This is a genomic window from Nonomuraea sp. NPDC005983, from assembly GCF_040614375.1.
In the GTDB taxonomy this organism is placed as follows: domain Bacteria; phylum Actinomycetota; class Actinomycetes; order Streptosporangiales; family Streptosporangiaceae; genus Nonomuraea.
On the sequence record NZ_JBEXUP010000120.1, the window covers coordinates 1 to 26,110 of the forward strand.

The 26,110-nt window shown below is 72.2% G+C and carries 24 protein-coding genes; 11 read left to right on the forward strand and 13 right to left on the reverse strand.

Annotated features, from left to right (window positions below; translation table 11 throughout):
* A partial coding sequence (locus ABZ297_RS35860) for a PucR family transcriptional regulator (RefSeq protein WP_355355840.1) occupies positions 1-900 on the reverse strand: 900 nt, incomplete at its 3' end.
* 88 nt (positions 901-988) lie between these two features.
* Between ABZ297_RS35860 and ureA the strand changes: the two genes are divergently transcribed.
* The 4 genes from ureA to ABZ297_RS35880 are packed head-to-tail and all read left to right on the forward strand — an operon-like array spanning position 989 to position 6,106.
* Positions 989-1,552, forward strand: coding sequence for an urease subunit gamma (gene ureA, locus ABZ297_RS35865; RefSeq protein WP_355355842.1), 564 nt, complete (start codon positions 989-991; stop codon positions 1,550-1,552).
* Positions 1,549-3,189, forward strand: coding sequence for an urease subunit alpha (locus tag ABZ297_RS35870; RefSeq protein ID WP_355355844.1), 1,641 nt, complete (start codon positions 1,549-1,551; stop codon positions 3,187-3,189). The genes ureA and ABZ297_RS35870 overlap by 4 nt, the downstream gene beginning before the upstream one ends.
* A 10-nt stretch (positions 3,190-3,199) precedes the next feature.
* On the forward strand, positions 3,200-4,483 hold the full coding sequence (locus ABZ297_RS35875; RefSeq protein ID WP_355355846.1) for an MFS transporter: 1,284 nt from the start codon (positions 3,200-3,202) through the stop codon (positions 4,481-4,483).
* The gene (locus tag ABZ297_RS35880) at positions 4,484-6,106 is read left to right on the forward strand and encodes an amidohydrolase (RefSeq protein WP_355355848.1); all 1,623 of its coding nucleotides are present in this window, start codon (positions 4,484-4,486) and stop codon (positions 6,104-6,106) included.
* Positions 6,107-6,745: 639 nt separating this feature from the next.
* On the opposite strand, the gene ABZ297_RS35885 is transcribed toward ABZ297_RS35880, so the two are convergent.
* From ABZ297_RS35885 to ABZ297_RS35900, 4 genes are all read right to left on the reverse strand, one after another.
* Positions 6,746-7,486 (reverse strand): LytTR family DNA-binding domain-containing protein, encoded by a 741-nt coding sequence (locus ABZ297_RS35885; RefSeq protein WP_355355850.1) that lies wholly within the window; start codon positions 7,484-7,486, stop codon positions 6,746-6,748.
* A gap of 65 nt (positions 7,487-7,551) precedes the next feature.
* Positions 7,552-8,715: a histidine kinase gene (locus ABZ297_RS35890; protein ID WP_355355852.1), complete on the reverse strand. Its 1,164-nt coding sequence runs from the start codon at positions 8,713-8,715 to the stop codon at positions 7,552-7,554.
* Positions 8,709-8,828 (reverse strand): helix-turn-helix domain-containing protein, encoded by a 120-nt coding sequence (locus tag ABZ297_RS35895; RefSeq protein ID WP_355355854.1) that lies wholly within the window; start codon positions 8,826-8,828, stop codon positions 8,709-8,711. Before ABZ297_RS35895 ends, ABZ297_RS35890 begins: the two co-directional genes overlap by 7 nt.
* Before the next feature lie 122 nt (positions 8,829-8,950).
* A complete protein-coding gene (locus ABZ297_RS35900; RefSeq protein ID WP_355355855.1) occupies positions 8,951-9,547 on the reverse strand; it encodes a sulfite oxidase-like oxidoreductase in 597 nt (198 codons plus the stop codon).
* 234 nt (positions 9,548-9,781) lie between these two features.
* Between ABZ297_RS35900 and aroF the strand changes: the two genes are divergently transcribed.
* On the forward strand, positions 9,782-10,813 hold the full coding sequence (gene aroF / locus ABZ297_RS35905) for a 3-deoxy-7-phosphoheptulonate synthase (RefSeq protein WP_355355857.1): 1,032 nt from the start codon (positions 9,782-9,784) through the stop codon (positions 10,811-10,813).
* 76 nt (positions 10,814-10,889) lie between these two features.
* On the opposite strand, the gene thiI is transcribed toward aroF, so the two are convergent.
* Positions 10,890-12,086 (reverse strand): tRNA uracil 4-sulfurtransferase ThiI, encoded by a 1,197-nt coding sequence (gene thiI, locus ABZ297_RS35910; RefSeq protein WP_355355859.1) that lies wholly within the window; start codon positions 12,084-12,086, stop codon positions 10,890-10,892.
* A 338-nt stretch (positions 12,087-12,424) separates the two neighbouring features.
* On the opposite strand from thiI, the gene ABZ297_RS35915 reads away from it, so the two are divergent.
* On the forward strand, positions 12,425-13,204 hold the full coding sequence (locus ABZ297_RS35915) for an MHYT domain-containing protein (RefSeq protein ID WP_355355861.1): 780 nt from the start codon (positions 12,425-12,427) through the stop codon (positions 13,202-13,204).
* 138 nt (positions 13,205-13,342) lie between these two features.
* On the opposite strand, the gene ABZ297_RS35920 is transcribed toward ABZ297_RS35915, so the two are convergent.
* The gene (locus ABZ297_RS35920; RefSeq protein WP_355355863.1) at positions 13,343-14,368 is read right to left on the reverse strand and encodes a 6-phosphofructokinase; all 1,026 of its coding nucleotides are present in this window, start codon (positions 14,366-14,368) and stop codon (positions 13,343-13,345) included.
* 100 nt (positions 14,369-14,468) lie between these two features.
* Between ABZ297_RS35920 and glpK the strand changes: the two genes are divergently transcribed.
* Together glpK and ABZ297_RS35930 are read left to right on the forward strand one after the other, a co-directional pair.
* Positions 14,469-15,935: a glycerol kinase GlpK gene (gene glpK / locus ABZ297_RS35925; protein ID WP_355355865.1), complete on the forward strand. Its 1,467-nt coding sequence runs from the start codon at positions 14,469-14,471 to the stop codon at positions 15,933-15,935.
* A gap of 31 nt (positions 15,936-15,966) precedes the next feature.
* The gene (locus ABZ297_RS35930) at positions 15,967-16,698 is read left to right on the forward strand and encodes a Clp protease N-terminal domain-containing protein (protein ID WP_355355867.1); all 732 of its coding nucleotides are present in this window, start codon (positions 15,967-15,969) and stop codon (positions 16,696-16,698) included.
* On the opposite strand, the gene ABZ297_RS35935 is transcribed toward ABZ297_RS35930, so the two are convergent.
* Both ABZ297_RS35935 and ABZ297_RS35940 read right to left on the reverse strand, forming a co-directional pair.
* On the reverse strand, positions 16,649-18,118 hold the full coding sequence (locus tag ABZ297_RS35935) for a N,N-dimethylformamidase beta subunit family domain-containing protein (protein WP_355355869.1): 1,470 nt from the start codon (positions 18,116-18,118) through the stop codon (positions 16,649-16,651). The two genes, ABZ297_RS35930 and ABZ297_RS35935, sit on opposite strands and share 50 nt — an antisense overlap.
* Positions 18,119-18,171: 53 nt before the next feature.
* Positions 18,172-19,086, reverse strand: coding sequence for a beta-propeller fold lactonase family protein (locus tag ABZ297_RS35940; RefSeq protein WP_355355871.1), 915 nt, complete (start codon positions 19,084-19,086; stop codon positions 18,172-18,174).
* A gap of 31 nt (positions 19,087-19,117) precedes the next feature.
* Between ABZ297_RS35940 and ABZ297_RS35945 the strand changes: the two genes are divergently transcribed.
* Entirely contained in the window at positions 19,118-20,029 is a 912-nt protein-coding gene (locus ABZ297_RS35945) for a bifunctional helix-turn-helix transcriptional regulator/GNAT family N-acetyltransferase (RefSeq protein ID WP_355355873.1), read from the forward strand.
* Between the two features lie 106 nt (positions 20,030-20,135).
* Here ABZ297_RS35945 and ABZ297_RS35950 read toward each other — a convergent pair whose 3' ends face one another.
* The 4 genes from ABZ297_RS35950 to ABZ297_RS35965 all read right to left on the reverse strand — a co-directional run bounded on the left by ABZ297_RS35950 (position 20,136) and on the right by ABZ297_RS35965 (position 23,259).
* Entirely contained in the window at positions 20,136-21,158 is a 1,023-nt protein-coding gene (locus ABZ297_RS35950) for an alkaline phosphatase PhoX (protein WP_355355875.1), read from the reverse strand.
* A gap of 237 nt (positions 21,159-21,395) precedes the next feature.
* A complete protein-coding gene (locus tag ABZ297_RS35955; RefSeq protein WP_355355877.1) occupies positions 21,396-22,007 on the reverse strand; it encodes a methyltransferase domain-containing protein in 612 nt (203 codons plus the stop codon).
* Positions 22,004-22,660 (reverse strand): TIGR04282 family arsenosugar biosynthesis glycosyltransferase, encoded by a 657-nt coding sequence (locus tag ABZ297_RS35960; RefSeq protein ID WP_355355879.1) that lies wholly within the window; start codon positions 22,658-22,660, stop codon positions 22,004-22,006. The genes ABZ297_RS35955 and ABZ297_RS35960 overlap by 4 nt, the downstream gene beginning before the upstream one ends.
* A gap of 131 nt (positions 22,661-22,791) precedes the next feature.
* Positions 22,792-23,259 carry a DNA starvation/stationary phase protection protein gene (locus tag ABZ297_RS35965; RefSeq protein ID WP_355355881.1) on the reverse strand — a complete coding sequence of 156 codons (468 nt, stop codon included), beginning with the start codon at positions 23,257-23,259 and terminating at the stop codon, positions 22,792-22,794.
* A gap of 111 nt (positions 23,260-23,370) precedes the next feature.
* Here ABZ297_RS35965 and ABZ297_RS35970 point away from each other — a divergent pair, with 111 nt between their 5' ends.
* Positions 23,371-24,120, forward strand: coding sequence for a MerR family transcriptional regulator (locus ABZ297_RS35970; protein WP_355355883.1), 750 nt, complete (start codon positions 23,371-23,373; stop codon positions 24,118-24,120).
* Positions 24,117-26,110, forward strand: a 1,994-nt coding sequence (locus ABZ297_RS35975; RefSeq protein ID WP_355355885.1) for a VIT domain-containing protein, incomplete at its 3' end; no start/stop codon positions are given. The genes ABZ297_RS35970 and ABZ297_RS35975, both read left to right, overlap by 4 nt.

A 26,110-nucleotide genomic window follows, 5' to 3' on the forward strand; every position in this document is an offset into this window, starting at 1 on the left:
GTCGCGTGCCATGCCGCCGCCCCCCGCTCCCCCGCTCTCCCCCGTCTCCGGGCCGTCGGCGTCTCCCCGGGGGCGGTACGGGAGGGCCGCACGGGCCGTCGCCGTCGCCAGGCGGACCGCGTGAGGCACCTGCGACAGGCCCGCCACCTGGGGTGAGACCCCGCAGGGGACGCCCGCCAGCGCGTCGATCACCGCCTGTTCCGGGTCCGGTGCGCGGGCGGGGAGCTGAACCACGAGGATGCCCCCGATGGGCGAGTCGTGGCGGTGCCGGCGCAGGGAGGCCATGGACGCCGCCGCCGCGCGCAGGGCCGCCCCCGCCGAGGAGTCGGCCACCACCGCCACGAAGGTGGCCGCGGGGTCGAAGCCGAGGACCCGGCCGGCGTCCCGCACCACGTCCGGGTTGCGGCCGTCGTTGTCGAGCAGGCGGGCGAACCAGGTGCGGCGCTCGTCCTCGCGCTGCCTGCCCATCTCCAGGACCCCGCGCTGATACCCGGTCATGAGGCCGGTGTTGTGCTCTTCGACCGCCTCCCACACCAGGTTGGCGGCCTGCAGGAGTCCGGAGACGTCCTCGGGCCCCGCGTGGTCGACGAGCCCCTGCCACAGGACGCGCGCGTCCAGGCGGGCCGCCGCCAGCAGCGACTCCAGCGGCACTCCCTGGCCGGCCCGCCGTTCGCCCATCCGCTCCGAGTGCGGCGCCTGCTCCGGGGGGACGCGGCCTTCCGCGAGGTTCCGCAGGATCAGCGCGAACCCCACGCGGGCGCCTTCGCGCACCTCCTCCGGGCTGACCAGCCCGCGCGCGTACGGCTCGATCTCCATGACCTGGCCGAGCCAGTCGTCGATGAGGTCCTCGTAGCCGGCCAGGCACCGGAGCGCCAGCCTGGCGATCGCGTCGTTGGTCACATGCACAATCTAACGTCCCATTTACGCACCGTGTCGCCGTTGGTAACCCTCTGACCTGCCCCTACGGTGAGCGAAAGGAAGGAAGCACGTGCATCTGACGCCTCGTGAGCAGGAGCGGCTCACCATCTTCACGCTCGCCGAGCTGGCCCGCCGCCGCCGCGCCCGCGGGCGCAGGCTGAACGCGCCGGAGGCCATCGCGCTCATCTGCGACGAGATCCTGGAACTGGCGTGGGACGGCGCCTCCCTGGAGGACGTCATCGCCGCCGCGAAGGCGGTCCTGACCCCGGACGAGGTGATGGACGGCGTTCCCGCGCTCGTCACCCACGTCCAGGTGGAGGCGCTCTTCCCGAACGGCACCGCACTGGTCGCGGTGGACGCGCCGATCGGCCCGCCACCGGCCGAGGGCCCGGGGGCGGTGCGGCTCGCGCCCGGCGACGTGGAGATCAACGCCGGCCGCGAGCGGAGCACGCTGCGGATCACCAACGAGGGCGAGCGCACCGTGTTCGTCTCCTCGCACTTCCCGCTGAGCGAGGTGAACGCCGCCCTCACCTTCGACGGGCCCCCTGACGGCCTCAGGCTCGACATCCCGGCGGGCATGGCGACCGCGTTCCGTCCGGGCGAGAGCGTCGAAGTGGAGGTCATCCCCTCGTGAAGCGCGAGACGTACAACGCGATCTACGGCCCCACGACCGGCGACCGGGTCAGGCTCGGCGACACCTGCCTGTGGGCCGAGGTGGAACGGGACGACGTCCCGCACGGGGACGAGCTGCTGGGCGGCTGCGGCAAGACGCTGCGCGACGGGCTGCTCGCCAGCCCGCGCAGCGACCGGGAGTCGGCGCTGGACCTGGTGGTCGCCGGGGTGGTGCTGATGGACCCGGTGCTCGGCGTGCGCAAGACGCACATCGGGGTGAAGGACGGCAGGGTCGTCCCGATCGAGGGGGCGGTCATCGACTCGCACACCGCGATCGTCCCCGGCGAGGGCCTGATCGCCACGCCCGGCATCGTCGACTCGCACGTCCACCTGTCCTCGCCGGAGATCGCCCCGGCCGCGCTCGCGTCCGGCGTGACGACCGTGGTGGGCATGGGGCTCGGCGGGGTGTGGGACGTCGGCGTCAACCCGGCGCGCAACCTGCGTACGCTGATGGCGGCCTGGCGCGGCACGCCGCTGAACGTGGCGTTCCTGGCCAGGGGGTCGTCCAGCTCGCGGACGCTGCTGGAGGAGGCGGTGCTGGCGGGCGCGGGCGGCTTCAAGATCCACGAGGACTTCGGGGCGACGCCGCGCATCATCGACACCTGCCTGGACGTGGCCGAGGCCGCGGACCTGCCGGTGGCGCTGCACTCAGACTCGATGAACGAGTCGGGCTACCTGGCCGACACGGTCGCGGCGACGCGCGGCCGCACCGTCCACGCGTACCACGTGGAGGGCGGCGGCGGGCACCCCGATCTGCTGGAGATCCTCAGCGAGCCGCACATCCTGCCGTCCTCCACCACCCCGACGATCCCGTACACGACGAACACGGTCGGCGAGCTGTTCCCAATGACGATGACCGTGCACCGGCAGAACCAGCACATCGGCAGCGACGTCGAGGTGACCAGGAGCCGGGTCCGCGCGCACGGCATCGCGGCGGAGAACGTCCTGCACGATCTGGGCGCCATCAGCATCGTCAACTCCGACTCGATGGGCATGGGCCGGGTCGCCGAGACGGTGCGCCGCACCTGGCAGCTCGCCCATCTCAACGCGCTGCGCGACCCCGGGGGCCAGGCGGACGGCAACGCGCGCATCCTGCGCTATCTGGCCAAGCTGACCCTGAACCCGGCCGTCGCGCACGGCCTGGCGCACGAGGTCGGCTCGCTCACGCCTGGCCGCCTGGCCGACATCGTGCTGTGGCATCCCGCCTGGTTCGGCGCGAAGCCGGAGCTGGTGATCAAGGGCGGCTTCGTCGCCCACGGGGTGTCCGGCAGCGGCTCCGGCTCGACCCGGCTGACCCAGCCACGCGCCTACCGCCCGTACTTCGGCGCGCTGGGGGACGCGCCGAGCCTGCTGTCGCGGATCTTCGTCGCGGGTGACGCGCTCGACTCAGCGGACGCCCGCGACGAGCTGCCCGACGGGCTCCGGTACGCGGCCATCAGGCACGCCCGCGGCCTCACCCGAGCCGACATGTCCAGAAATACTGCGACACCGCAGGTCAGAGTGCCGCGCGAGCCCGGCCCCGTCCTCGTGGACGGCGCCGAGGTGAGCCTGTCACCCGCGACCGAGGTGCCGCTGGCCCAACTCCATCACTTCGCCTAGGGAACCCCCCATGAGCTCTACCAACGCCCGCGGCGCGGGCATCGCCTCCTTCGTCGGCACCTCCATCGAGTGGTACGACTTCTACATCTACGGCACCGCCTCCGCGCTGGTCTTCGGCAAGCTGTTCTTCCCCGAGGCGAGCCCCGCCGCCGGAGTGATGGCGTCCTTCGCCACGTTCTGGGTGGGCTTCCTGGCCAGGCCGCTGGGCGGCGTCATCTTCGGCCACCTGGGCGACCGGATCGGCCGCAAGGGCACCCTGGTCGCGACGCTGCTGCTGATGGGCGGCGCGACCACGCTGGTCGGCGTGCTGCCCACGTACGCGTCGGTGGGCGTGCTCGCGCCCGTGCTGCTGGCGGCGCTCAGGCTCGTCCAGGGCATCGCGGTCGGCGGCGAGTGGGGCGGCGCGGTGCTGATCGCGGCCGAGCACGCCGGCCCGAAGCGGATCTTCTACGCCGCGTTCGCCCAGCAGGGCTCGCCCGCCGGGTCGATCCTCGCGACAGGCATGTTCGCGCTGGTCAGCCTGCTCCCCGAGGACGCCTTCCTGTCGTACGGGTGGCGGCTGCCGTTCCTGGCGTCGGCGGTGCTGCTGGTGATCGGCCTGGTCATCCGGCTGCGGGTGGAGGAGTCGCCGGAGTTCGTCCGGATGCGCGAGCAGCGCGAGGTCGTGAAGCTGCCGGTCGCGGAGGTGTTCCGCACCTCGTGGCCGCTGGTGCTGCTCGGCATCGGGGCCAGCGGCGTCGGCATCGCCTCGGCGTACTTCACCAACACCTTCATCCTGTCCTGGGCCACCACGGACCTCGGCATCACCAAGGGCTCGATGCTGAACGTGCTGCTCATCGTGTCGATCACCCAGTTCGTCACCCAGCCGATCGGCGCGGTGCTCGGCCAGCGGCTCGGCGCGGCCCGCTACATGCTGATCGCGTTCGTCGCGCTGATCGTCTGCACGCCGATCACGTTCCTCCTGGTCGGCACCGGCTCGCCCGCGCTGGCGACGCTCGGGCTGGCGCTGAGCGTGGTGTTCAGCGGCTCGTCGTACGCGGCTCTGGCCGGGTTCCTGGCCGAGGCGTTCCCCGCCAAGGTCCGCTACACCGGCATCTCGCTGTCCTACCAGCTGTGCGGCGCGCTGATCGGCGGCACCACGCCCCTGATCGCCCAGGCGCTGCTCAGCTCGACCGGGACCATCTGGGCGGTCGTCGTCCAGTACCTGGTCGTCATCCTGCTCACCATGGCCTGCGTCCTGGGCCTGCACCGGCTGTCGACCCGGCGCCAGGCGCCGGTCTCCGTGGAGGTCTGAATGCGGCTCGACATCCTGTTCGTCAACGGCAGGTTCACCACCCTGGACGCGGACCGCCCGTCGGCCACCCGGCTGGGCGTGCTGAACGGCCGGATCGCCGGTCTCGACCAGGAGATCGACGGCGTCCCCGCGGACGTGGTGATCGACCTGGGCGGGGCGCCCGCCGTCCCCGGGTTCAACGACGCGCACCACCACCTGAGCCTGCGCGGCCAGCGGCTGCGCGAGCTGGACGTGCGGGCCGGCACCCTGGACGAGCTGTACGCGCGGGTGGCCGAGCGGGCGGCCACCCTGCCCGAGGGCGCGTGGGTGCGCGGCGCCGGGTACGACCAGAACAAGCTGGGAGGCGCCCACCCCACCCGGGAGGCGCTCGACAGGGCGGCGGGCGGGCGTCCGGTCTGGCTCCAGCACACCTCCGGGCACATGGGCGTGGCCAGCACGGCCGCGTTCGCGCTGATGGGCTTCCCGCACCTGGAGGACGTCCCGGACGTACCCGGCGGTTCGGTCGGCCGTGACGCCGCCGGCCTGCCCGACGGGCTGCTCGCCGAGCGGGCGCAGGACCACGTCCACCGGGTGCTGCGCCCGGTCGGGCACGCCGACTTCGTCGAGGGGCTCGCGCTGGCGAGCGCGCTCGCCGCCGCCGAGGGCCTGACCAGCTTCACCGAGCCGGGCGTCGGCGTCGGCCTCGCGGGCAACGGCCCGTGGGACGTGGCCGACTTCCAGTCCGCGATCCGGCAGGGCGTGCTCGCGCAGCGCGCCACGCTGATGCCGGGCTCGCCCAGCCTGCACGAGGTCGGCTCGGAGTTCGGGCTCGACCTGGGCGTCCGCAGCGGGCTCGGGGACGAGCGGCTGCGCATCGGCCCGGTCAAGGTCTTCTCCGACGGCTCGCTCATCGGCAGGACCGCAGCCATGTGCTGCGACTACGAGGGCGACCCCGGCAACAGGGGCTTCCTGCAGGAGGAGGCGTCCGCGTTGCGGGAGTTCATCCTGCGGGCGCACGCGTCAGGCTGGCAGATCGCCACGCACGCCATCGGCGACGCGGCGATCGACGTCGTCCTCGACGCCTACGCCGAGGCCCAGGCGCGCCTGCCGCGCCCCGGCGCCAGGCACCGCATCGAGCACTGCGCGGTCACCAGCGACGCCCAGGTGGCCAGGATCGCCGAGCTCGGCGTCATCCCCGTCCCGCAGGGCCGGTTCATCTCCGAGATCGGCGACGGCATGCTGGCCGCGCTCGGCCCCGAGCGCTCGCGCGGCTGCTACCGGCAGCGCTCCTTCCTGGACGCGGGCATCGTCCTGCCGGGCAGCTCCGACTGCCCGGTGGTGGAGGGCGCTCCCCTGCTGGGCATCCACGACCTGGTGAACCAGCGGACGGCCACGGGCGCCCCGTTCAACCCGGACGAGGCGCTCACGGTGGAGCAGGCGCTGCGCGCCTACACACTCGGCTCTGCCCACGCCGCGCACGAGGAGCACCTGAAGGGCACGCTCAGCAGGGGCAAGCTGGCCGACTTCGTGGTCCTGTCGGACGACCTGCTCGCCATCTCGCCCACCCGCATCAAGGACGTGGCGGTGACGGCCACCGTGATCGGCGGCGCCGTGGTGCACGACGGGGCGGATCTGCTGAGGTGAACTCCGCTGGGTGAACTCCGCTGGGGTGAACGACGTGAAGAGGCGCCCGCTCGCGCGATCCGGCCGCCCCCGTAAGGCCGGATCGCGGTCCGGACTCGCGGCCACAGCGGGCGCCCCTTCACGTACCCGGCCGGCGGGCCCTACCCCCCGGTTGAGGGCCCGACAACCGCGGTGACCACGTGGGTCACCGGTGGATCCGGCGCATCAGGCCCGTGTGAGCCTCCCGGCCCAGTCCCCCCAATGCGCCGGGTGGCTTTCCAATGCGGAAACACTACGGTTGCGATCTTGTGGGCGAAACCCCGTTAACGGTCAGCTCGTCGAACGGTCTGTAGTCATCGCTGTACGGAGAGTGTTGACACGACGAGCGGTCGGTACGCCACGACGAGCGGCCGATTCCGGAGGCCTCGAAGATCCTCCGGCAGGCGTGTCAAGGTCGCCACCCGCAGGCCCCCGAAGTCACCCGACCGGGTATGACCAGGGAAATCGCCACGATCACGACGAACCGTCGGCCCGCACGCCGTTCGGCGCGGGAACAGGAGGCCGCCACCCCCGCGTTCACACCCGCCTGTTCGAAGACGACCGGCGACGACCGGCGACGACCGGCATGGAACGAGACCGAAACCGGCCCCGGACAGGCGGTCAGGAGATCGCGCCCCGGTGCTGGTGCACGAGCTGCTCGCGGACCTGCCGGCTGTGCCTCCTGCTGACCTGCAGGGTCTCGGTTCCGACCGTCAGCAGCACCCGGCCGCCCTCGAACCTCAGCTCGCTGACGTGCCGCGCGGAGACCAGCGTGCTGCGGTGGACGCGGATGAACCCCGCCTCCGCCCAGCGCCGCTCCAGCGCGGCCAGGGACGCCCGGACCAGGTAGCTGCCATCGCCGGTGTGCAGCCGGACGTAGTCACCCTTCGCCTCGGCGAACCAGACCGCCTGCTGCGGCACGAATCTGGTGCGCCCGCCCAGCTCCACCGGGATCACGTCGTCGTGCACCTGGTCGGCCTGGGGCACGGAGGCGGCCTCCAGCCTGCGCACCGACTCGGCCAGCCGCTCGGCCCTGACCGGTTTCAGCAGGTAGTCGACGGCCTCCAGCTCGAACGCCTGCACCGCGCAGTCGTCGTGCGCGGTGACGAACACCAGCCCGGGCGGGCTCGGGAAGCCGCCGACCAGCCTGGCCAGGTCGAGGCCGTCGAGGCCGGGCATCCGGATGTCGAGGAACACCCCGTCGAGCCGCTCGCCCGCGCCGATCATCTGGACCATCTCCTGCAGGGCCGCGACACCGTCGGACGCGGTGGTGACGTGCCCCACCCTGGAGTCGCGGCGCAGCAGATACGCCAGCTCCTCCAGTGCGGGCACCTCGTCGTCGACAGCCAGAACCCTAAGCATGCGTCCACGTTGCCGCATGCACGCCGAGGCCACAAGCGACATGGCAACGTTCCGTAAAGATTTGACTACGAAGAGCTGAGTCTCGCCTTCGGCACGCGCAGCCGGACCCTGGTGCCCGCCCCGAGCGCCGTCTCCACCACGAGCCCGTAGCCCTCGCCGTAGATCTGCCGCATCCGGACGTCCACGTTGGCCAGGCCGATGCCGCCGCCCTCCCGCCTGGGGTCGTCGTCGAGCATCCGCCTGGCGTGCTCGGGGTCCATCCCGGTGCCGTCGTCCTCGACCGTGATGTGCGCCTCGGGGCCGGCGTCGCGGGCGACCACCCGCACCTCGCCGCCGCCGCCCCTGCCGCCCATGCCGTGCTTGATCGCGTTCTCCACCAGCGGTTGCAGACAGAGAAAGGGCACGGGCAGCGGCAGCACCTCGGGGGCCACCTGCACGCTGAAGCGCAGCTTGTCGCCGAAGCGGGCCCGTTCGAGCAGCAGGTAGCGGTCGACGCAGGTCAGCTCGTCGGCCAGGGTGGTGAAGTCGTGCGCCCTGTGCAGCGCGTACCGGGCGAAGTCGGCGAAGTCCAGCAGCAGCTCGCGGGCCCGCGCCGGGTCGGTGCGGACAAACGACGCGATCGTGGTCAGCGCGTTGTAGACGAAGTGCGGCGAGATCTGCGCCCGCAGCGCCCGCATCTCGGCCTCCAGCGCCCGCCGCCGCGACGAGTCGAGCTCGGCCAGTTCGAGCTGGCCCGACACCCAGCGGCCCACCTCGGTGACGGTGCGCACCAGCGCCGCGCTCAACTCCGCGTCGAAGGCGGCCAGCGTTCCCACGATCTTGCCGTCGACGGTGAGCGGCACCACGACGGCGTCGTACGGCTCGCCCGCGAACACCTGCGCCCGCCCGGACCCGAGCACGGCGCGGGCGTAGCTGAGCACCTCGTCGGTGCAGGGGCCGTCCCAGGCGAGCGCGGCGTCGGTGGAGGTGATCGCCACCGCGTAGGTGCCGAGCAGGGCGTGCAGGTGCCGGACGGCCTTGCGCGCGGACTCGCGGTGCAGCCCGGCGCGCAGCGCGGGGGCGGCCAGCGCGGCGATGTGCAGGGTGGCGTACGTCGCCTCGCCCTTCCAGCCGCCTTCCGGCACCTCGGCCTCCGAGGCGCCTTCCGGCGGCTCCGGGCGCCGCCGGGCGAGGGCGTAGCCGAGGACGAAGGTCAGGCAGGAGAGGGCCACCCATGCGGTGGTCAGCATGCGGGCGGCCGCAGCGCGTCGTCGAACAACGCACGCGCGCAGCCGAACGGCCGTGCCAGCGCGAACCGCTGGGCAGGGGTGAGGTCGATCAGGAGGGAGAACCGCAACTGCACGCGATCAAAATTACCGTACGTTCACGGACGGCTACTCGACGATGTCAGAACTGGTTGGCGCGGCGTTTCCGCCCCCCGAGCCCCGTGTTCTTCCCCTAGGCTTGTGCCGGCAACCGTCCGGGCTACGGCGGCCCCTCGCCGGGCTCCTCCTGGTAGGAGTAGCGCTGTTCGCGCCAGGGGTCGGCCACGTTGTGGTAGCCGCGCTCCTCCCAGAATCCGCGGCGGTCCTCGATCAGGTACTCGATGCCGCGCACCCACTTGACGCTCTTCCACGCGTACAGATGGGGCACCACGATGCGCAGCGGGAAGCCGCGATCGGGGCTGAGCGGTTTGTCGTCGAGCTCGGTCGCGAACAGCGTGGTGGGCGCGGCGAGGTCGGACATCCGCAGGTTGGCGCTGTAGCCGTACTCGGCCCAGATCATCACGTGGCGGACGCCCGCGTCGGGCGGCACGGCGGCGAGCAGCACGGACGGGCTCACCCCGCGCCACTCGTTGCCCATCAGGGAGAACTTGGTGACGCAGTGGAAGTCGGCCAGGACGTCGGTGTGGGGCAGCTGTTCGAACTCGGGCCAGCTGAAACTGTGCTCCTCGCCCGAGGCGGTGGCCCCGAAGATGCGGAAGTCCCAGCTCTCCGGCTTGAACTGGGGCACCCTGCCGTAGTGGATCACGGGTCGGCCGCGCGGCACGTACTGGCCTGGAGGCAGGCGCGACTCCTCCACGATCACTCCCCTCGCTGGTCTCGTGGTCTTGAGCCATCCTGCCATCGCTGCCACGCCGGGGTGCGCGCGGGTCGAGTGCGGTAGTATTGCGGTCTATGCGCACCGCGATCAGCTTTTGGTATGGCGACGGACCCGACTCCGTTCGCCATCTGACGCTGCGCTAGCAGACAGGCGAACGAAGGCCCCGGGTCCAGGAGGACCCGGGGCCTTCTGTGTTTTCCAAGGGAGAGACACATGGTCATCGTGATGGGGCCGGAAGCCACCGGAGACGACGTCGCGTCCATCGTCGCGGTCGTCCAGGCGGCCGGAGTGGAGGCGTTCGTGAGCAAGGGTGTGCAGCGTACGATCGTCGGGCTGGTGGGCGACGTGGCACAGCTCGACGCAGCCAACCTGCGGGGCATGGGCGGAGTACGTGAGGTGATGCGCGTGTCCACCCCGTACAAGCTGGTGAGCAGGGAGAACCATCCGGATCGGTCCACCGTGCACGTGGGCGGTGTGCCGATCGGCCCCGACACCGTCACGCTGATCGCCGGCCCGTGCGCGGTGGAGACGCCGCAGCAGACGCTGGAGGCGGCCAGGATGGCGCAGGCGGCGGGCGCGACGCTGCTGCGCGGCGGCGCCTACAAGCCGCGCACGTCGCCGTACGCCTTCCAGGGGCTGGGCGAGAAGGGGCTGCGCATCCTGGCCGACGTGCGCGAGGAGACGGGCCTGCCGATCGTGACCGAGGTCGTCGACGCGCACGACGTCGAGCTGGTGGCGTCCTACGCGGACATGCTCCAGGTGGGCACCCGCAACGCGCAGAACTTCGCGCTGCTGCAGGCGGTCGGCGCGGCGGGCAGGCCGGTGATGCTCAAGCGCGGCATGAACGCGACGATCGAGGAGTGGCTGATGGCCGCCGAGTACATCGCGCAGCGCGGCAACCTCGACATCGTGCTCTGCGAGCGCGGCATCAGGACGTTCGAGACCGCCACCCGCAACACGCTGGACGTGTCGGCGGTGCCGGTGGCGCAGCGGCTGTCGCACCTGCCGGTGATCGTCGACCCGTCGCACTCGGGTGGGCGGCGTGACCTGGTACTGCCGCTGACCCGGGCGGCCATCGGCGTCGGGGCCGACGGCGTCATCATCGACGTGCACCCGCACCCCGAGCAGGCGCTGTGCGACGGCCCGCAGGCGCTGATCGGCTCGGACCTGGGTGAGCTGGCCCAGGTCATGAACGACTTCCCGCCGCTGCTCGGCAAGCGCGCCGCGGCCGCGGTCACCGCCTGACCACTCTCTCCCGCCGCCGCGTCGGCCGTCCACGAGAACCGCACCGCCCCCGAGCAGCCTGCTCGGGGGCCCGCGGTCAGAGCGTGTACTCCTGGATCGAGTCGGCGAGCTGGACCACCAGTTCCTCGGCGTCGAGCCGCTTCTCGATCTGCTTCAGGTCCGCGATCTTGGCCCTGGTCTCGGCGCGCTTGGGGGCGAGCAGGCTGCAGCAGTCCTCGTCGGGCAGCTCGGAGATCTCCAGCGTGCCGATGCGTCTGGCCTCGGCCATGATCTCGGTCTTGTCCCAGCCCACCAGCGGGCGCAGGATCGGCATGTCGACCGCGTTGTCCTGGGCGGTGATGTTGGCCAGGGTCTGCGAGGAGACCTGGCCGAGCGCGTCGCCCGTGATCAGCGCGCCCGCCCTGATGCGGTGCGCGACCTCCTCGGCCGTCTTCAGCATGAGCCGCCGCTGCGCGATCACCGCCAGGCGGTCCTGGCCGGACGTGCGGATCGACTGCTGGGCCTTGCCGAACGGCACCACCCACAGCCGCGACCGCCCCTGGAACCGGTCGAGCTTGCGCACCAGCGCGTACGCCTTGTAGATCGACTCGGAGGTGGTGAACGGGATGCCGGAGAAGTGCAGGAAGTCCACGTGCAGCCCGCGCTTCATCATCCGGTACGCCGCCACCGGCGAGTCGATGCCGCCGGACATGAGCACCAGGGCCCGCCCGCTGCTGCCGACCGGCAGGCCGCCCTGGCCGGGGATGCCGCCGGTGAAGACGAACACCTCGTCCCTGTCGACCTCGATGAACAGGGTCAGCTCGGGGTTTCGCAGGTCGACCGGCAGGCCGTACTCGTCGTTGATGGCCCCGCCGACGAGCCGGTCGAGCTCGTTGGAGCGCAGCGGGAAGCGCTTGTCGCGGCGGCGTGAGCGGACCGCGAACCGCGCGCCCCTCCTGGCCTCCTCGCGCTCGCCCACGAGCTCCAGGCCGGCCTTGAGCACCGCGTCAGGGTCCTTGGCGACGCGCCAGGCACGGTGGATCCAGACCAGCCCGGGGACGTCGGCGACCCGCTGGGCCACGGCGTCGGCCTGCTCGACCCCGGCCCCCTCGGGCAGGAAGATGGCGATGACGCCATGCCGCTTGCGCACGTCGACCTTGACGCCGACGTCCTGGAGCGCCTCGCGGATGTTGCTGATCAACCGGCGCTCGAACACCTCGCGGTTCTTGCCCTTGAGAACGATCTCGCCCAGCTTGAGCAGCACACACGGCTCGCCCAGGGCAGACATCGTCATGGTGGAACCTCCGGAAGTATGGGGAATGCACGCGGTCAGGCCAACGCCGCGACCCATTGAGTTTAGTCCGCGCCGGGCGGTCACTCGATCGCCCATCGCACCAGCTCCGCCACCTTGCGGACGTTCCCATGGGGGCTGACCGCGATCTGTGAGCATCTCTCACGTTGCCTACTGACAGGTTGACAGATAGTCGAGATATCCATGCATATGGGACAGCCCTCCTGGCACAATCCGGGGACCCCTAATGCAAGGATTGTCGTTATATGTCCGTTGTTAACCATTTCACCCAGGGCCCCCTCACACCGGCCCTCGCATACCTGATGTCGTGCATAGGGTCGATGCTCGGACTACGGCTCACCGCCCAGGCGCACGCCTCGCAGGGCGCCTCCCGGATGCGGTGGCTGATCGGCGGGGCCATCTCCATCGGCGGCACGGGTATCTGGGTCATGCACTTCATCGCCATGATGGGCTTCGCGGTCGACGGCACGCCGATCAAGTACAACGTGCCGCTGACGGCCGCCTCCGCCGTCGTCGCCGTCGTGGTGGTCGGCACCGGGCTGTTCCTGGTCTCGTACGGCAAGGGCCGGGTGCCCGCCCTGCTCGGCGGCGGCGTGCTCACGGGCCTCGGCGTGGCCAGCATGCACTACCTGGGCATGTACGCGATGAACATGTCCGCGCACGTCGCCTACGACCGTCTGTACGTGGCCCTGTCGGTGGTCATCGCCATCGTGGCCGCCACCGCCGCGCTCTGGTTCACGCTGCGCGTCAAGAAGACCATCTGGATCACCGGGGCGGCGCTCGTCATGGGCGTGGCCGTCTCCGGCATGCACTACACCGGCATGGCCGCCATGATGGTCACGGTCGACCCCGAGCCCGGGGTCGTGTCGGGGGCCGACGCGCTCGACTTCCTCGTCCCGCTGATGACCGTGATCAGCCTGATCACGCTGACCATGCTGCTCATGGTGATCCTGTCGCCGTCGGAGCAGGAACTGCACGAGGACGCCGAGCTGGTGGCCAGGCTGGAGATGCGCAGGCGCGCGACCGAGGAGCAGCGGCTCACCTACCCCGCCCCACCGGTTCAGCAGCAGCGGATGCCCGTGAGAGGCCGGCGGAGATAGGCGAAACCCCCTGGGTACGGCTTGCGACGCGTGGTGGGCCGCCAACTCTCCGCGGCGCAAGCCGTACCCTGAGGGGGGTTCGTGGCGGTGACCCGCCCTTCAAGAAGGTACGGCCCGCCACTTGCAAGTCACTTAACGTCAGCCGAAGAAGACCTCGGCCTCGGCGTAGCGCTCCACCGGCACCGTCTTGAGCTCGGCCGTCGCCTCGCCCAGGCCGACGCGGACGATGTCGGTGCCGCGCAGCGCGACCATCTTGCCGTAGTCGCCCTCGTGCGCCGCGTCGATCGCCTGCAACCCGAACCTGGTGGCGAGCACCCGGTCGAACGCGGTCGGGGTGCCGCCGCGCTGGATGTGGCCGAGCACGGTGGTGCGGGCCTCCTTGCCGGTGCGCTTCTCGATCTCCTTGGCCAGCAGCTCGCCGATGCCGCCGAGCCGGACGTGCCCGAACGCGTCGAGCTCGCCCGCCTGCAGCGCCATCTGGCCCTCGATCGGGTGGGCGCCCTCGGCTACCACCAGGATCGGCGAGTAGCGGGTGCGGAAGCGCGACTCGACGTACTCGCAGACGCGGTCGATGTCGAACGGCTTCTCCGGGATGAGGATGACGTTCGCGCCCCCCGCCATTCCGGCGTGCAGCGCGATCCAGCCCGCGTGCCTGCCCATGACCTCGCAGATGAGCGCCCGGTGGTGCGACTCGGCGGTGGTGTGGAGGCGGTCGATGGCCTCCGTGGCGATGTTGACGGCGGTGTCGAAGCCGAAGGTGTAGTCGGTGCCCGACAGGTCGTTGTCGATCGTCTTGGGTACGCCGACGACCTTCACGTCGCGGTCGAAGAGCTGCTTGGCGACGCCGAGGGTGTCCTCGCCGCCGATGGCGATCAGCGCGTCGACGCCGGTGGCCGCCAGGTTCTCCTTGATGCGGTCGACGCCGCCCTCGATCTTGATCGGGTTGGTGCGCGACGAGCCGAGGATCGTGCCGCCTCGTGGCAGGATCCCCCGCACGGCCTGGATGTCCAGCGGCATCGTGTCGCCTTCGAGCGGGCCGCGCCAGCCGTCACGGAATCCGACGAACTCGTGCCCGTAGGCGCTCACCCCCTTGCGGACCACAGCCCTGATGACAGCGTTCAGACCGGGGCAGTCGCCACCCCCGGTGAGTACTCCAATACGCATGGCGGGTTCCTCCCGATGGGCTTCACGACCAGAATCGCATTGTGCCCGCCCGCGCGGGCAGTGGTCTAGACCAAACGCGAGCGGAGCGAGGGGCGATTCAGTGAGTGTGTTGGCCATCGACGCCGGAACGACGGGAGTCACCGCGCTCGTGGTGACCGAGGACGGGCGGATCGAGTCGCGGGGCTACCAGGAGTTCGCCCAGCACTTTCCCGAGCCCGGCTGGGTCGAGCACGATCCGGAGGACATCTGGCAGGCCACGCTGGCCGCCTGCGCCGCGGCGCTGGCCGGGGCCGCGTCCACGCCCGGCTGTGTCGGGATCACCAACCAGCGCGAGACGGCGGTGCTGTGGGGCCGGCGCACGCTGGCCGCGCCGCACCGCGCCGTCGTCTGGCAGGACCGCCGCACCGCGGGCATCTGCGAGCGGCTGCGCTCGCGGGGCCACGAGCCGCGCGTCTCCGAGCTGACGGGGCTGCGCCTGGACCCGTACTTCACGGCCACCAAGCTGACCTGGCTCGCCGAGCACGACCCTCGGGCGTGGGACGGGGTGCGGTCGGGCGACGTGGTGGTCGGCACCGTGGACTCCTACCTCATCGCCCGGCTCACGGCGGGGGCGCGGCACGTGACGGACCCGTCCAACGCCTCGCGGACGCTGCTGTACGGGCTGGCCTCCGGCGGCTGGGAGGAGGAGCTGTGCGAGCTGTTCGGCGTCCCGGTGGAGGCGCTGCCGGAGATCGTCCCGAACTACGGGCCGCTCGGCCGGACGGACCCCGGCGCCTTCCTCGGGCTCGACCTGCCGATCAGCGGTGTGGCGGGCGACCAGCAGGCGGCGCTGTTCGGGCAGACCTGCTTCGGCGTCGGCGACGTGAAATGCACCTACGGGACGGGCTCCTTCATCCTGACCAACACCGGTGGAGAGATCGTCCGCTCGCAGGCCGGGCTGCTGAGCACGGTCGCCTGGCAGACCCCGGCGGGTGAGCTGACCTACGCGCTGGAGGGCTCGGTCTTCGTCACCGGCGCGGCGGTGCAGTGGCTGCGCGACGGGCTGGGCCTGATCGGGACCGCGCCCGAGTCCGAGGCGGTGGCGCGCACGGTGCCCGACAGCGGCGGCGTGGTGTTCGTCCCGGCGCTGACCGGTCTGGGTGCGCCGTACTGGGATCCGGAGGCGCGCGGGCTGATCACCGGCATCACCCGCGGCACGACGCGGGCGCACCTGGTCAGGGCGACGCTGGAGGCGATCGCGTTCGAGGTGCGGGACGTGGTGGAGGCGATGACGGGCGACTCGGCGCCGGTGCTCAAGGCCGACGGCGGGGCCAGCGGCAACAACCTGCTCATGCAGCTCCAGGCGGACCAGCTGGGCACGGTCGTGGAGCGTCCGGTGGTCCAGGAGACGACCGCGCTGGGGGCGGCGTTCCTGGCGGGGCTCGGGTCGGGCGTCTGGGCCTCGGCCGACGAGCTGCGCAAGACATGGCAGCTGGATCGCCGGTTCGAGCCGGGCGAGCGCGACGAGGCCGCCTACGAGCGCTGGCGCGCGGCGGTGAGCCTGGCATCAGCGTCAACACACGGTTGACGATCGCCGTTCGTCAACCTATGGTTGACGCATGGAATCAAACGTACGTCTCGACGACCTCATCAACGCGATCAGGAGCCGCCACCCCGACGGCGACCCGCTGGGCGAGTTGACCGACGCGGTGTTCCTGGGCGAGCACCTGGGCGAGGTGGCCGACCACCTGATCGGCCACTTCGTCGACAAGGCCAGGCACGCGGGCGCCTCCTGGACCGACATCGGACGCAGCATGGGCGTGACCAAGCAGGCGGCCCAGAAGCGGTTCGTCCCCAAGGAAGGCGGTTCGCTCGCCGACGACCTGAGCACCTACACCCGCTACACCCCGCGGGCCCGCAACGTGGTCGTCCAGGCCCAGGAGGAGGCCCTCGGCTCCGGACACGACCACATCGACGTCGGCCACCTCGTGCTCGGGCTGCTGCACGAGCCCGAGGCGCTGGCCGCCAAGACCATGGTGCTGCTCGGCGCGCCCCTGGAGTCTGTCAGGGCCGCCGTCACCGCCGTGCTCGGGCCGCCGAGCGAGTCGGCGCCCGCGCTGCTGCCGTTCACCGCGCAGAGCCGGAAGGTCCTGGAGCTGACGCTGCGCGAGGCGCTGCGGCTCGGACACAACTACATCGGCACCGAGCACCTGCTGCTCGCCGTGCTCTCGCTGGACGACAGCCCGGTGGTGGACGCCCTGGCAGGGCTGGGCGTCACCAAGGAGCCCGCGGAGCGCGAGATCAAGAGCATGATCCACGCGATCGTTCAGACTCGCGAGGGCAGGGACTGACCCGCTGAGGCGGCCGGACCGGCCCCTTGGCGAACCTCGTCAGGATGTTCCTCGTCGCGCGGCGGGTGAAGGCGGCGGCCGCGTCGGTCACGCCGTGGCCGCACCGCTTTCCGCGCATCCCGCACACCCAGCGCATCGTGCCGGAGGCGAACACCCCCGCCCCGCTGGGCGCGGTGTAGTAGGTGGTGTCGGTGACGGTCGACCGCCCTCCGCAGTTGACCGGCGAGCTGGCCAGCACGCTGACGTGCTGGGGAGACCCCTTCCCCACCCTGTCGGTCTCCACTCCCGCGAGCCCGGGGAAGCGCCTGCCGTGCGTCCCGCGGAAGATCCAGTGCTCGGGCCGGCGCACCAGGTAGGCGGCCTCGGCCGGGAAGCAGTCGTACATCTGCCCGACCAGTGAGCTCTCCGGGTTCGACTCCCGCCACAGCGGGCACTGGGTCTCCTTGTCGCAGGCGACCATCCGGCCGTAGAGGCCGATCCGCCAGTAGACGGCGTTGGCGCCGAGGAAGGCCAGGTTCACCCCCCGGTCGCGAGCCTGGGTGACGGCGGCGCGCATGGCGGGCGACCAGTACTCGTCGTGCCCCAGCGACACCACCGCGCGGGCCCCGTCGAGGACTCCCGGCCGCAGGTCGAGGCTCGTCAGGTAGGCGAGGGGCACCCCGCTGCGCTCTGCCAGCTCGATGGCGTCCTTCTCGAAGTCGAGGAAGAGCCGCGCGCCCGAGGTGTCGTACGGGCGGTCGAAGGTGACCTTCCGCGAGCGGTCGTCGAACCCGCCGGGCCCGGTGTAGAGGCTCCGCCCTCCCCACGAGTTGTAGGCCTGCCAGGTGGTGACCGCGTTGACGAGCACCACCCGCCCCTCCGTGGACGCCGAGCGCACGGTGATCGGGACGTACCGCTGCCCTCCGGTGGACGCGTCGAGCCGCACCAGGTACGCGCCCTCCCGCCAGCCGGTGGTCTCGACCGTGAGCGACGGCTTCCAGTGGGCGGCGGTGACCATGCCCTGGACCGTCTTCGGCGGCTCCTGCCGCACCCCCGGAAGCTTTCCGGACTCCCACACCTCGGCGGGATTCGCCCCCATCCGGAAGACATGGACGGTGAAGCGCGGCGCGGTGGTGGAGACGCGCAGCCGGAACCGCTGCCCCGGCAGCACGCTGACCTGGTCGGCGAACCCCTCGATCTCGTGCTCGCCGCCCTCCTTGGTGATCCGCCACGGCTCCTGCCGCGCGGCCGACGCGGACGCGACAGCCTGGGGCGAGGCTGCGGAAGCCGCGGCGGACGGCTTGGCGGGCAGATCGGCGGGCAGATCGGCGGGCTGATCGGCTGGGGGCGCCGCCGGGCCGGAGCAGGCGGACAGCAGCAGTGCCAGGGCGGTGCTGCACGCAGTGAACAGCAGGGCCACGACGGCGAGGGTCTTGCGCACAGCCGCCATCGTCACGGACGCGGACGCCCCGCGCCCCCGGCTTAACCGACTGATTACCCGGGCAGCACGCAGGCCGGGCGCTCCACCTCGATCACCTCGCCGGTGGGCCGGGGCACCCCGTCGTCGAGCGCGAACACGGCGACGGCGTCGGACTCCTGGTTGGCCACGTACATGCGGTCGCCGTCGATGGCGAAGTGCCTGGGCCAGTCGCCGCCCGAAGGCACCTCCGCCACCAGCTGAAGGTCGTCGGCGCGCAGCACCGAGACGGTGTTGGGGCCGCGGTTGGCCACGTACAGCAGGTCGCCGGCGAGCTCCAGGTGCGAGGGGTGGTTCACGCCCCCGGCCCGTGAGGCGGGCACGCCCACGACCTCGTCGCCGTCGACGGCGGTGACGGTGCCGTCGAGCTCGCCCGCGACGTACAGCCGGGAGCCGGAGAAGGCGAAGTGGCGCGGGCCCGTGCCGGGCGGCAGCTTCAGCGGCGGCAGCGGCTCGCCGTCGAGGGTGTAGCGGCGGATCTCGTCGGTGCCCAGGTCGGAGACGTGCAGCAGGCCGTCGTGGAAGACGGCCTGGTGGGCGTGCGGGCCCTTCTGGCGGTCGGCGACCGGCCCTGAGCCCTCGTGGCGCAGCACGATCGGCTCGCCGGTGAACGCGCCGCGCGAGTCGAGGCGGTGCAGGCTGACGGAGCCGTCGCCGTAGTTGGCGGCCGCCAGCAGTGTGCCCGACGGGTCGACCGCCACGTGGCAGGGGCTGTCGCCCTCGCTGGAGCGCTCGTCCAGCGGCGCGAGCCCGCCCTCCGCGGTGGACGCGGTGAACGCGGTCAGCCGGCCGCGGGCCAGCTCGCCGGCCGCGTAGAGCACGGGCAGGGAGGGGTGGGCGGCCAGGAACGAGGGGGACGCGACGCGGGTCAGCTCGCCGCCGGCGGTGAGGATGCCGGGGCCGTATCCGCCGATGTAGAGGGGGTGCTTCACAGGAGGCATCCTCTCATGCTTGACTGTGGCAATGAATTCGTTGACAGAGGCAAGGGTCGCCGAGGTCAGGGCCTTCAACCGGTTCTATACCAAGTTCATCGGCGTCCTTCAGGCCGGCGTGCACGACTCCCCCTACTCGCTGACCGAGGCGAGGGTGCTGTTCGAGCTGGCCCAGGCGGAGCCGATGGAGACCGGCGACCTGCGCGTCCTGCTCGACCTCGACGCCGGCTACCTGAGCCGGATCCTGAGCCGCTTCGAGGCCGACGGCCTGGTCTCCAGGGAGCGCTCGGCGACCGACGCCCGCAAGCAGGTGGTACGGCTGAGCGAGGCGGGCATCGCCACCTACTCCGGGCTCGACGCCGGCTCCGCCAGGGAGGTCGGGCGGCTCCTCGACGGGCTCGCGGACGAGGCCCAGCAGCGGCTGGTCAGCAGCATGACGACGATCAGGAGCCTGCTCGGCGAAGCCGACCGGCGCGAGCTGTACGTCATCAGGCCGCCGCGCGTCGGCGACCTCGGCTGGGTCGTCTTCCGGCACGCCGAGCTCTACAGCCGCGAGCAGGGCTGGGGCATCGAGTTCGAGCAGCTCGTCGCACGGATCGTCGGCGAGTTCGACCCGGCGCGCGACACGGGGTGGATCGCCGAGGTCGGCGACGAGCGCGCCGGCTGCGTTTTCCTTATGCACCAGGACGAGACCACCGCCAAGCTGCGCATCCTGCTGGTCGAGCCGTTCGCCAGGGGGCTCGGCATCGGCGGCCGGCTGGTCGAGGAGTGCGTACGCCACGCCAAGGCCGGCGGCTACAAGCGGATCGAGCTGTGGACGCGCAGCTGCCTGGTGAGCGCGCGACGCATCTACCAGGCGGCCGGGTTCGTGATGCAGTCGGAGCAGAAAGGCGCGGAGAACGGGATCGAGATCACCGACGAGATCTGGGCCCGCGACCTCTAGGCCACCAGTTCAGCGGCCCGGCCAGGCGGCCGAGCTGGTGGCGGAGCTGAAGGTCATGCTGCTGCGCTACCTGAGCTGACTCGCAGTCAGGGGCCGGGGCGTGGAGCTAAGGGCGGAACGGGCCCGCGACCTCGAAGGTGTCGCCGTCGGTGCGCCCGCGCTTGGAGGAGAAGTACAGCCGCCCGCCGTCGGGCGAGAACGCCAGGCCGGTGAGCTCGGCACCCGCGTGCCCGTCGAGCACGCAGAAAGGCGTCACCGACCGGTCGGGGGAGATGACGTGGATCTCCGTCGTCTCGCGGGCCACGTACAGGTCGCCCGAGGGCGCGGCGGTGATCGCCCGGACGTCGTCGTACACGCGGTCGAGCGTGGACGCCTCCGCGTCGTACGCCCACAGGCCGCCGTCACCCTTGGTGGTGAAGTAGCAGACCCCGCCGGCGTAGTGGCAGGCGTTGCCGCCATCGAAGTGGCGGGCGTCCTCGACCTGGTGCCGGGACGCCTTGAGCAGCGCCGCCGGAGAGGGCACCGGCCGCCAGTCGCCGGAGACGCACAGCACCTCGAGGGTGCCCTCGGTGAGGTCGCCCCAGTCGCCGGGCCTGAAGCGGTAGAAGCAGCCGTCGGGCTCGCCCTCGGTGAGGTAGACGACCTCGCGGTCGGGGTCGCAGGCGGCGGCCTCGTGCTTGAACCGCCCCATCGCCAGGCGGGGACGGGCGGCGCGAACGCCGTACGGGTCACACTCGAAGACGCGGCCCCGATGCCCCAGCTCGCAGGACAGCCAGCTGTGCCACGGGGTGGCGCCTCCCGCGCAGTTCAGATCGGTGCCCGACAGGATGCGGTAGGCGTCGCCCACCGAGCCGTCGGCCCGGAACCGCAGCGCGGCCGCGCCGCCGAGCAGCGGCAGCTCCGAGTTGGACACGTAGATCCAGCCGGGGCCGTCGGGGAAACAGGCGCCGCCGTCGGGGGCGGCGTGCCAGGTGAGCCCGGCCACCTTGCGACCGGAGCGCGCCACCACCCTGCCGGTGAAGCCTCCGGGCAGGGCCAGACCGTCGGCGTCCGGCGTCCGGATCGGGCCGTACGGGCTCTCCGCGCCCTCCCAGAGCGGGCCCGTGCGGAGGAGAGTCTTGTGGGACATCGTGGGCCTCCCTCTAGTCGCCACGCCAGTCGACCGCACCGACATGAATGGCAGGGGCTCGGGAGATCAAACTCTGCGCAAACCCGCGGCCACCAGCCCCTCGCAACCGCCGCACACCGACCAGACCAGCAGCACCCATCGAGGCGCCCCGGCCCGCCGACGCCGTTCGGCGGCGTCGGCGGCATGTCCAGAGCGTCTCATGGAACCGCGCCGCGGCGCGCGGCGACGTGACCGCTGTCAGCGGAGGGCGGCGAACCAGCGGCCCGCCGACTCCTCACGGTGGATGATCACGAAGCCGGTGGAGCCGGCCAGCGCGGGAAGGTCCGTGAGGGAGACCGTCGCCCAGGAGAACCAGGCTCCGGTCACGGCGCCGTGGCGCAGCCGGACGCGGTCGACGGCGCTCGGCGTGCCGGGAGGGGCGACCTCCGCGACCACCTCGCCTCCCGTCCTGACCAGTTCACGCATCCGGCGCAGCAGGGCGGCGGGGTCGCCGCCGATCCCGATGTTGCCGTCGGCCAGCAGCACCGTGGACCAGCGGCCGCTGCCGGGCACCTGGTCGAAGACGTCCCGGCACAGGGCCAGGCCGCCCGCGCGGCGGGTCAGCCGCACGGCGTGCGGGGTGATGTCGATGCCCAGCGCGGCCACGCCCCGCCGGGTGAGCGCGACCGTGAGCCGCCCGGGGCCGGACCCGACGTCGAGCGTGGGCCGCGCGCACCGCGCCAGCATCACCTCGTCGCCGTCGATCGGCTCCAGCCAGCGGGTGGCGTCCAGGCGGTGGCGGCGTCCGTCGGCGTACTCGACCTCGATCGCGGCCCCCGCGAGTGAGCGTGCGTAGAGCGGGCCGATCACCTGGCCGCTCCCGTACCGAGCCGGGTCAGCGTGGCGGCGAAGCCGGTGCCCGGGGCCAGCCCGGCGACCAGGCGGGCGTCGGCGGCGTCGTCCACGTCGGTCAGGGACGGCAGGAGAGCCACGTCCAGGCCGGCCTCGCGCAGCCGCCCCAGCTGGGCGCGCCCGGTGCCGGGGCTGGACATGGGAACGCCCAGCAGCAGCGCGGGATCGGGCCGCCGCAGCCCGAGCAGCCAGAAGCCGCCGTCGGTGGCGGGCCCGAACACGGCGTCGTACCCGCGCAGCGCGACGGCCGCCCGCTGGAGCAGGGCGGGGGTGAGCTGCGGCGTGTCCATCCCGACGAGCACCACGGGGACGGGCCGCCGCGCGTAGACGTCCTCGAACGCCCATGCCAGCCGCTCGTCCAGCCCGTCCCCCCGCTGCGGAACCACCCCGAACCCCCGTGCGCGCCCGCCCCACGGGCCCTGCCGGACGTCGTCGAGGGCGAGCACCCGGTCGGCGGCCGGGGTCGCCGCGACGGCGCGCAAGGTGTCGTCGAGGGCCGCGGCGGCCAGCTCGGCCGCCTCGGACGGCGTGTAGGGCGGGGTCAGCCGAGTTTTCACCCTGCCAGGGACTGGGCGCTTGGCGAGCACGACGAGTTGCACGCGGTCGGTCATACCCACGCACGGTAGATCGCCAGGAGATGATCACCTCTTACGTCCTGCTTACGCCGGCGAGCCGCACCGGACGAGCCGCCCAGGACGTGGAGCAGCCCGGGACCGCGAGTGGTCCCGGGCTTCCGGATGGTTCAGAGCTGGGCCTGGAACATCCAGCGCTGCTTGTCGATGTCCTGAGAGACGGCGATGAGGATGTCCTGGGTGACAGGGTCGGGCTCTTCGGTCGCCCGCACGCGTTCGCGCATCCGCTTGCCGATGCCGTCGAGGGTGTCGGTCATGCGCGCGACGACCTTGCCGTCCTCGATCCAGCCGTACTCGGGCTGCGGGAGCCTGGTCGACTTGGCGACGGTGCTGGAGCGGCCGTCGGGGTTGATGCCCAGCGCGACGGCCCGCTCGGCGACCGTGTCGGCGTGCTCGCGCGCCAGCGCGACCACCTCGTCGAGCTGCAGGTGGATCGGGCGGAAGTGCGCGCCGATCAGGTTCCAGTGCGCCTGCTTTCCCGCGAGTGAAAGATCTATCAGATCCACCAGGGCGCCCTGCAGGGCCTCCGTGACGGTCTTCTTGGCGTCGCCAGAAAGCGGACCGGTGATCGTAGCCATGACGTGTTACCTCCCCGTCGTTCTGACCTCACTGTCCTCTTGGGACAACGCCCACCTCTGCCCGGATTCTTCCGGTTGACACTGTAACAATGACAGTGTCATTGTGAAGGTATGAACGAGACCTGGACCATCGGCGAGCTGGCGCAACGCGCCGCCGAGGCGCTGCGCGCGCACGCGCAGCCGGTCAACGGCCGGGTCCGTGAGGTGCCGGGTGAGCGCCTGATCAGGTGGTACACCACGATCGGCCTCCTCGACCCGCCACTGGCCAGGCGGGGCAGGGTCGCCCAGTACGGCAGGCGTCACCTGTTGCAGCTGGTGGCCGTCAAGCGGCTGCAGGCGGCGGGGCACTCGATCGCCGACGTCCAGGCCGCCCTCACCGGCGCGACGGACGCGATGCTCGAGGACGCCGCCCACCTGCCCCCTGCCCGCACCGGGATCGCCACACCGAGCACCGCACCGAGCACCGCACCGAGCACCGTCCCGTCCGCTCCCGGCGAGGCTCCCCGCGAACGGTTCTGGGCCGAGCGGCCCGGCGAGCGGGCTGCGCACCGCGCCGGAGCGCTGACGGTCCGCCATGAAGACGTCCCCCTGGCGCAGGCGGGGCAGCAGAACGCGTCGCAGACGGGGCCCCTCACCGGCGGTACGGACGGCCGGCCGCACCGGGAGCCGCGCGCCCTGGTGGACCGAGCGCCCGAGGCGGGCGGCGGCGGAGCCGGTGCGATCTGGGGCGTCCGGCTCGGCGACGGGGTACGGATCGTCGTTGACGGCGCCGGGCGCTCCCCATCCGATGACGACGTCCAGGCGGTGCTCGCCGCGGCGGCGCCGCTGGTCGCGGTGCTCGTAGAGAGGAAGCTGGTATGAAGATCACTTCGCTCGAGCCGGCCCGGTGCCTGCCGGTGCCCGACTCGGGGTTCGGGGCGCTGCGGACCGAGCGCGGCAACCTGCCGCTGGAGAGCGTCGACGTCAAGGCCGACATCTCCGGCCTGATCGCCGGGGTCGAGGTGACGCAGGGCTTCCGCAACCCGTTCGACGTCACGCTGGAGGCCACCTACGTCTTCCCGCTGCCCGACAGGGCGGCCGTGACGGCCTTCCGGATGGAGGCAGACGACCGGGTGATCGACGGCGTGCTCAAGGAGCGCGGCCAGGCCAGGGCCGACTACGACCAGGCCCTGCGCGAGGGCAGGCGCGCCGCGATCGCCGAGGAGGACCGCCCGGACGTGTTCACGATCCGGGTGGGCAACCTGCTGCCCGGCGAGCGCGTCTCGGTACGGCTGACGCTGAGCCAGCCGCTCCCGTACGAGGACGGGGCCGCGACGTTCCGGTTCCCGCTGGTCGTCGCGCCGCGGTACATCCCCGGCAGCCCGATCGACGGGCCCCCGGCCGGTGGCGGCGTCGCGCCCGACACCGACGCGGTGCCCGACGCCTCGCGCGTCACTCCCCCGGTGCTGCTGCCCGGCTTCCCCGACCCGGTGCGGCTCTCGCTGTCGGCGACGGTCGACCCCGCCGGGCTCGACCTGCGCGAGCTGGCCTCCAGCCTGCACGTGGTGGAGGAGGAGGGGGACGAGAAGGGGCACACGGTGCGGCTGCGTCCCGGTGAGCGGCTGGACCGTGACTTCGTCCTGCGGATGTCGTTCGACGCGTCCACGTCGCTCCAGCTCGACGGGCGCGGCACGTTCGCGCTGACGGTGGTGCCGCCGGCACTGGAGTCGCGGCGCACGCCGCGCGACCTGGTGCTGCTGCTGGACCGGTCGGGCAGCATGGGCGGCTGGAAGATGGTCGCCGCCCGCCGGGCCGCCGCGCGGATCGTCGACACGCTGACCGAGCACGACCGTTTCGCGGTGCTGACCTTCGACTCGGTGGTGGAGCAGCCCTTCGACGACGGCCTGCGGGAGGCCACCGACCGCAACCGCTACCAGGCGGTCGAGCACCTGGCCAGGGTGGACGCCCGTGGCGGCACCGAGCTCCTGGAGCCGCTCCGCCAGGCCGTCGGGCTGCTCGGCGACTCCTCCAGGGATCGCGTCCTGGTGCTGGTCACCGACGGGCAGGTGGGCAACGAGGACCAGATCCTGGAGCAGACGGGGGGCGCGCTGTCGGCGATGCGCGTCCACGCCGTCGGCATCGACCGGGCGGTGAACGCCGGCTTCCTCGGCCGGCTGGCGGGGCTGGGCGCGGGACGCTGCGAGCTGGTCGAGTCCGAGGACCGGCTGGACGCGGCCATGGAGCAGATCCACCGCCGCATCGGCGCCCCGCTGGTCACGGACCTGTCGCTGAAGGGGCTGGACGTCGAGCCCGGCACGGTCACCCACCTGGGGTCGCTGTTCCCGGGCGTCCCGCTGCGGGTCCACGGCCGTTACCGCGACGGTTCGGCGGTGACGGTCCGCGGCCTGGCCGCCGCGGGAACGCCGTGGGAGCAGCAGGTCACCGGCATGGTCGTGGACAGTCCGGCGATCCGCGCCGTCTGGGCCCGCGCCCACCTACGCGAGCTGGAGGACCGGTACGCCATGGGCGAGCACGAGCTGGAGGCCCAGATCGTGCGGACCTCGCTGGAGTTCGGCGTGCTGTGCCGCTTCACGGCGTACGTCGCGGTGGACACCAGGCAGGTCGCCGAGGGCGAGCCCGAGCACCGCGTCATCCAGCCGGTGGAGCCGCCGAGCGGCTGGGAGCTGCCCGCGAACCCGCCGATGGCGCCGGGCTTCATGGCGCAGGCGGCGCCCATGGCCGCCTTCCGCTCCATGTCACCCGGCTTCGACGCCGCCATGGACGCGGGCCTCGCCGGCCCGGCCGCGGGCGGCCCGCTGGCGGGCGGCTCCGCGGGCGGATCGATCGGCCCACGCGGCCCGCTGTTCGCCAC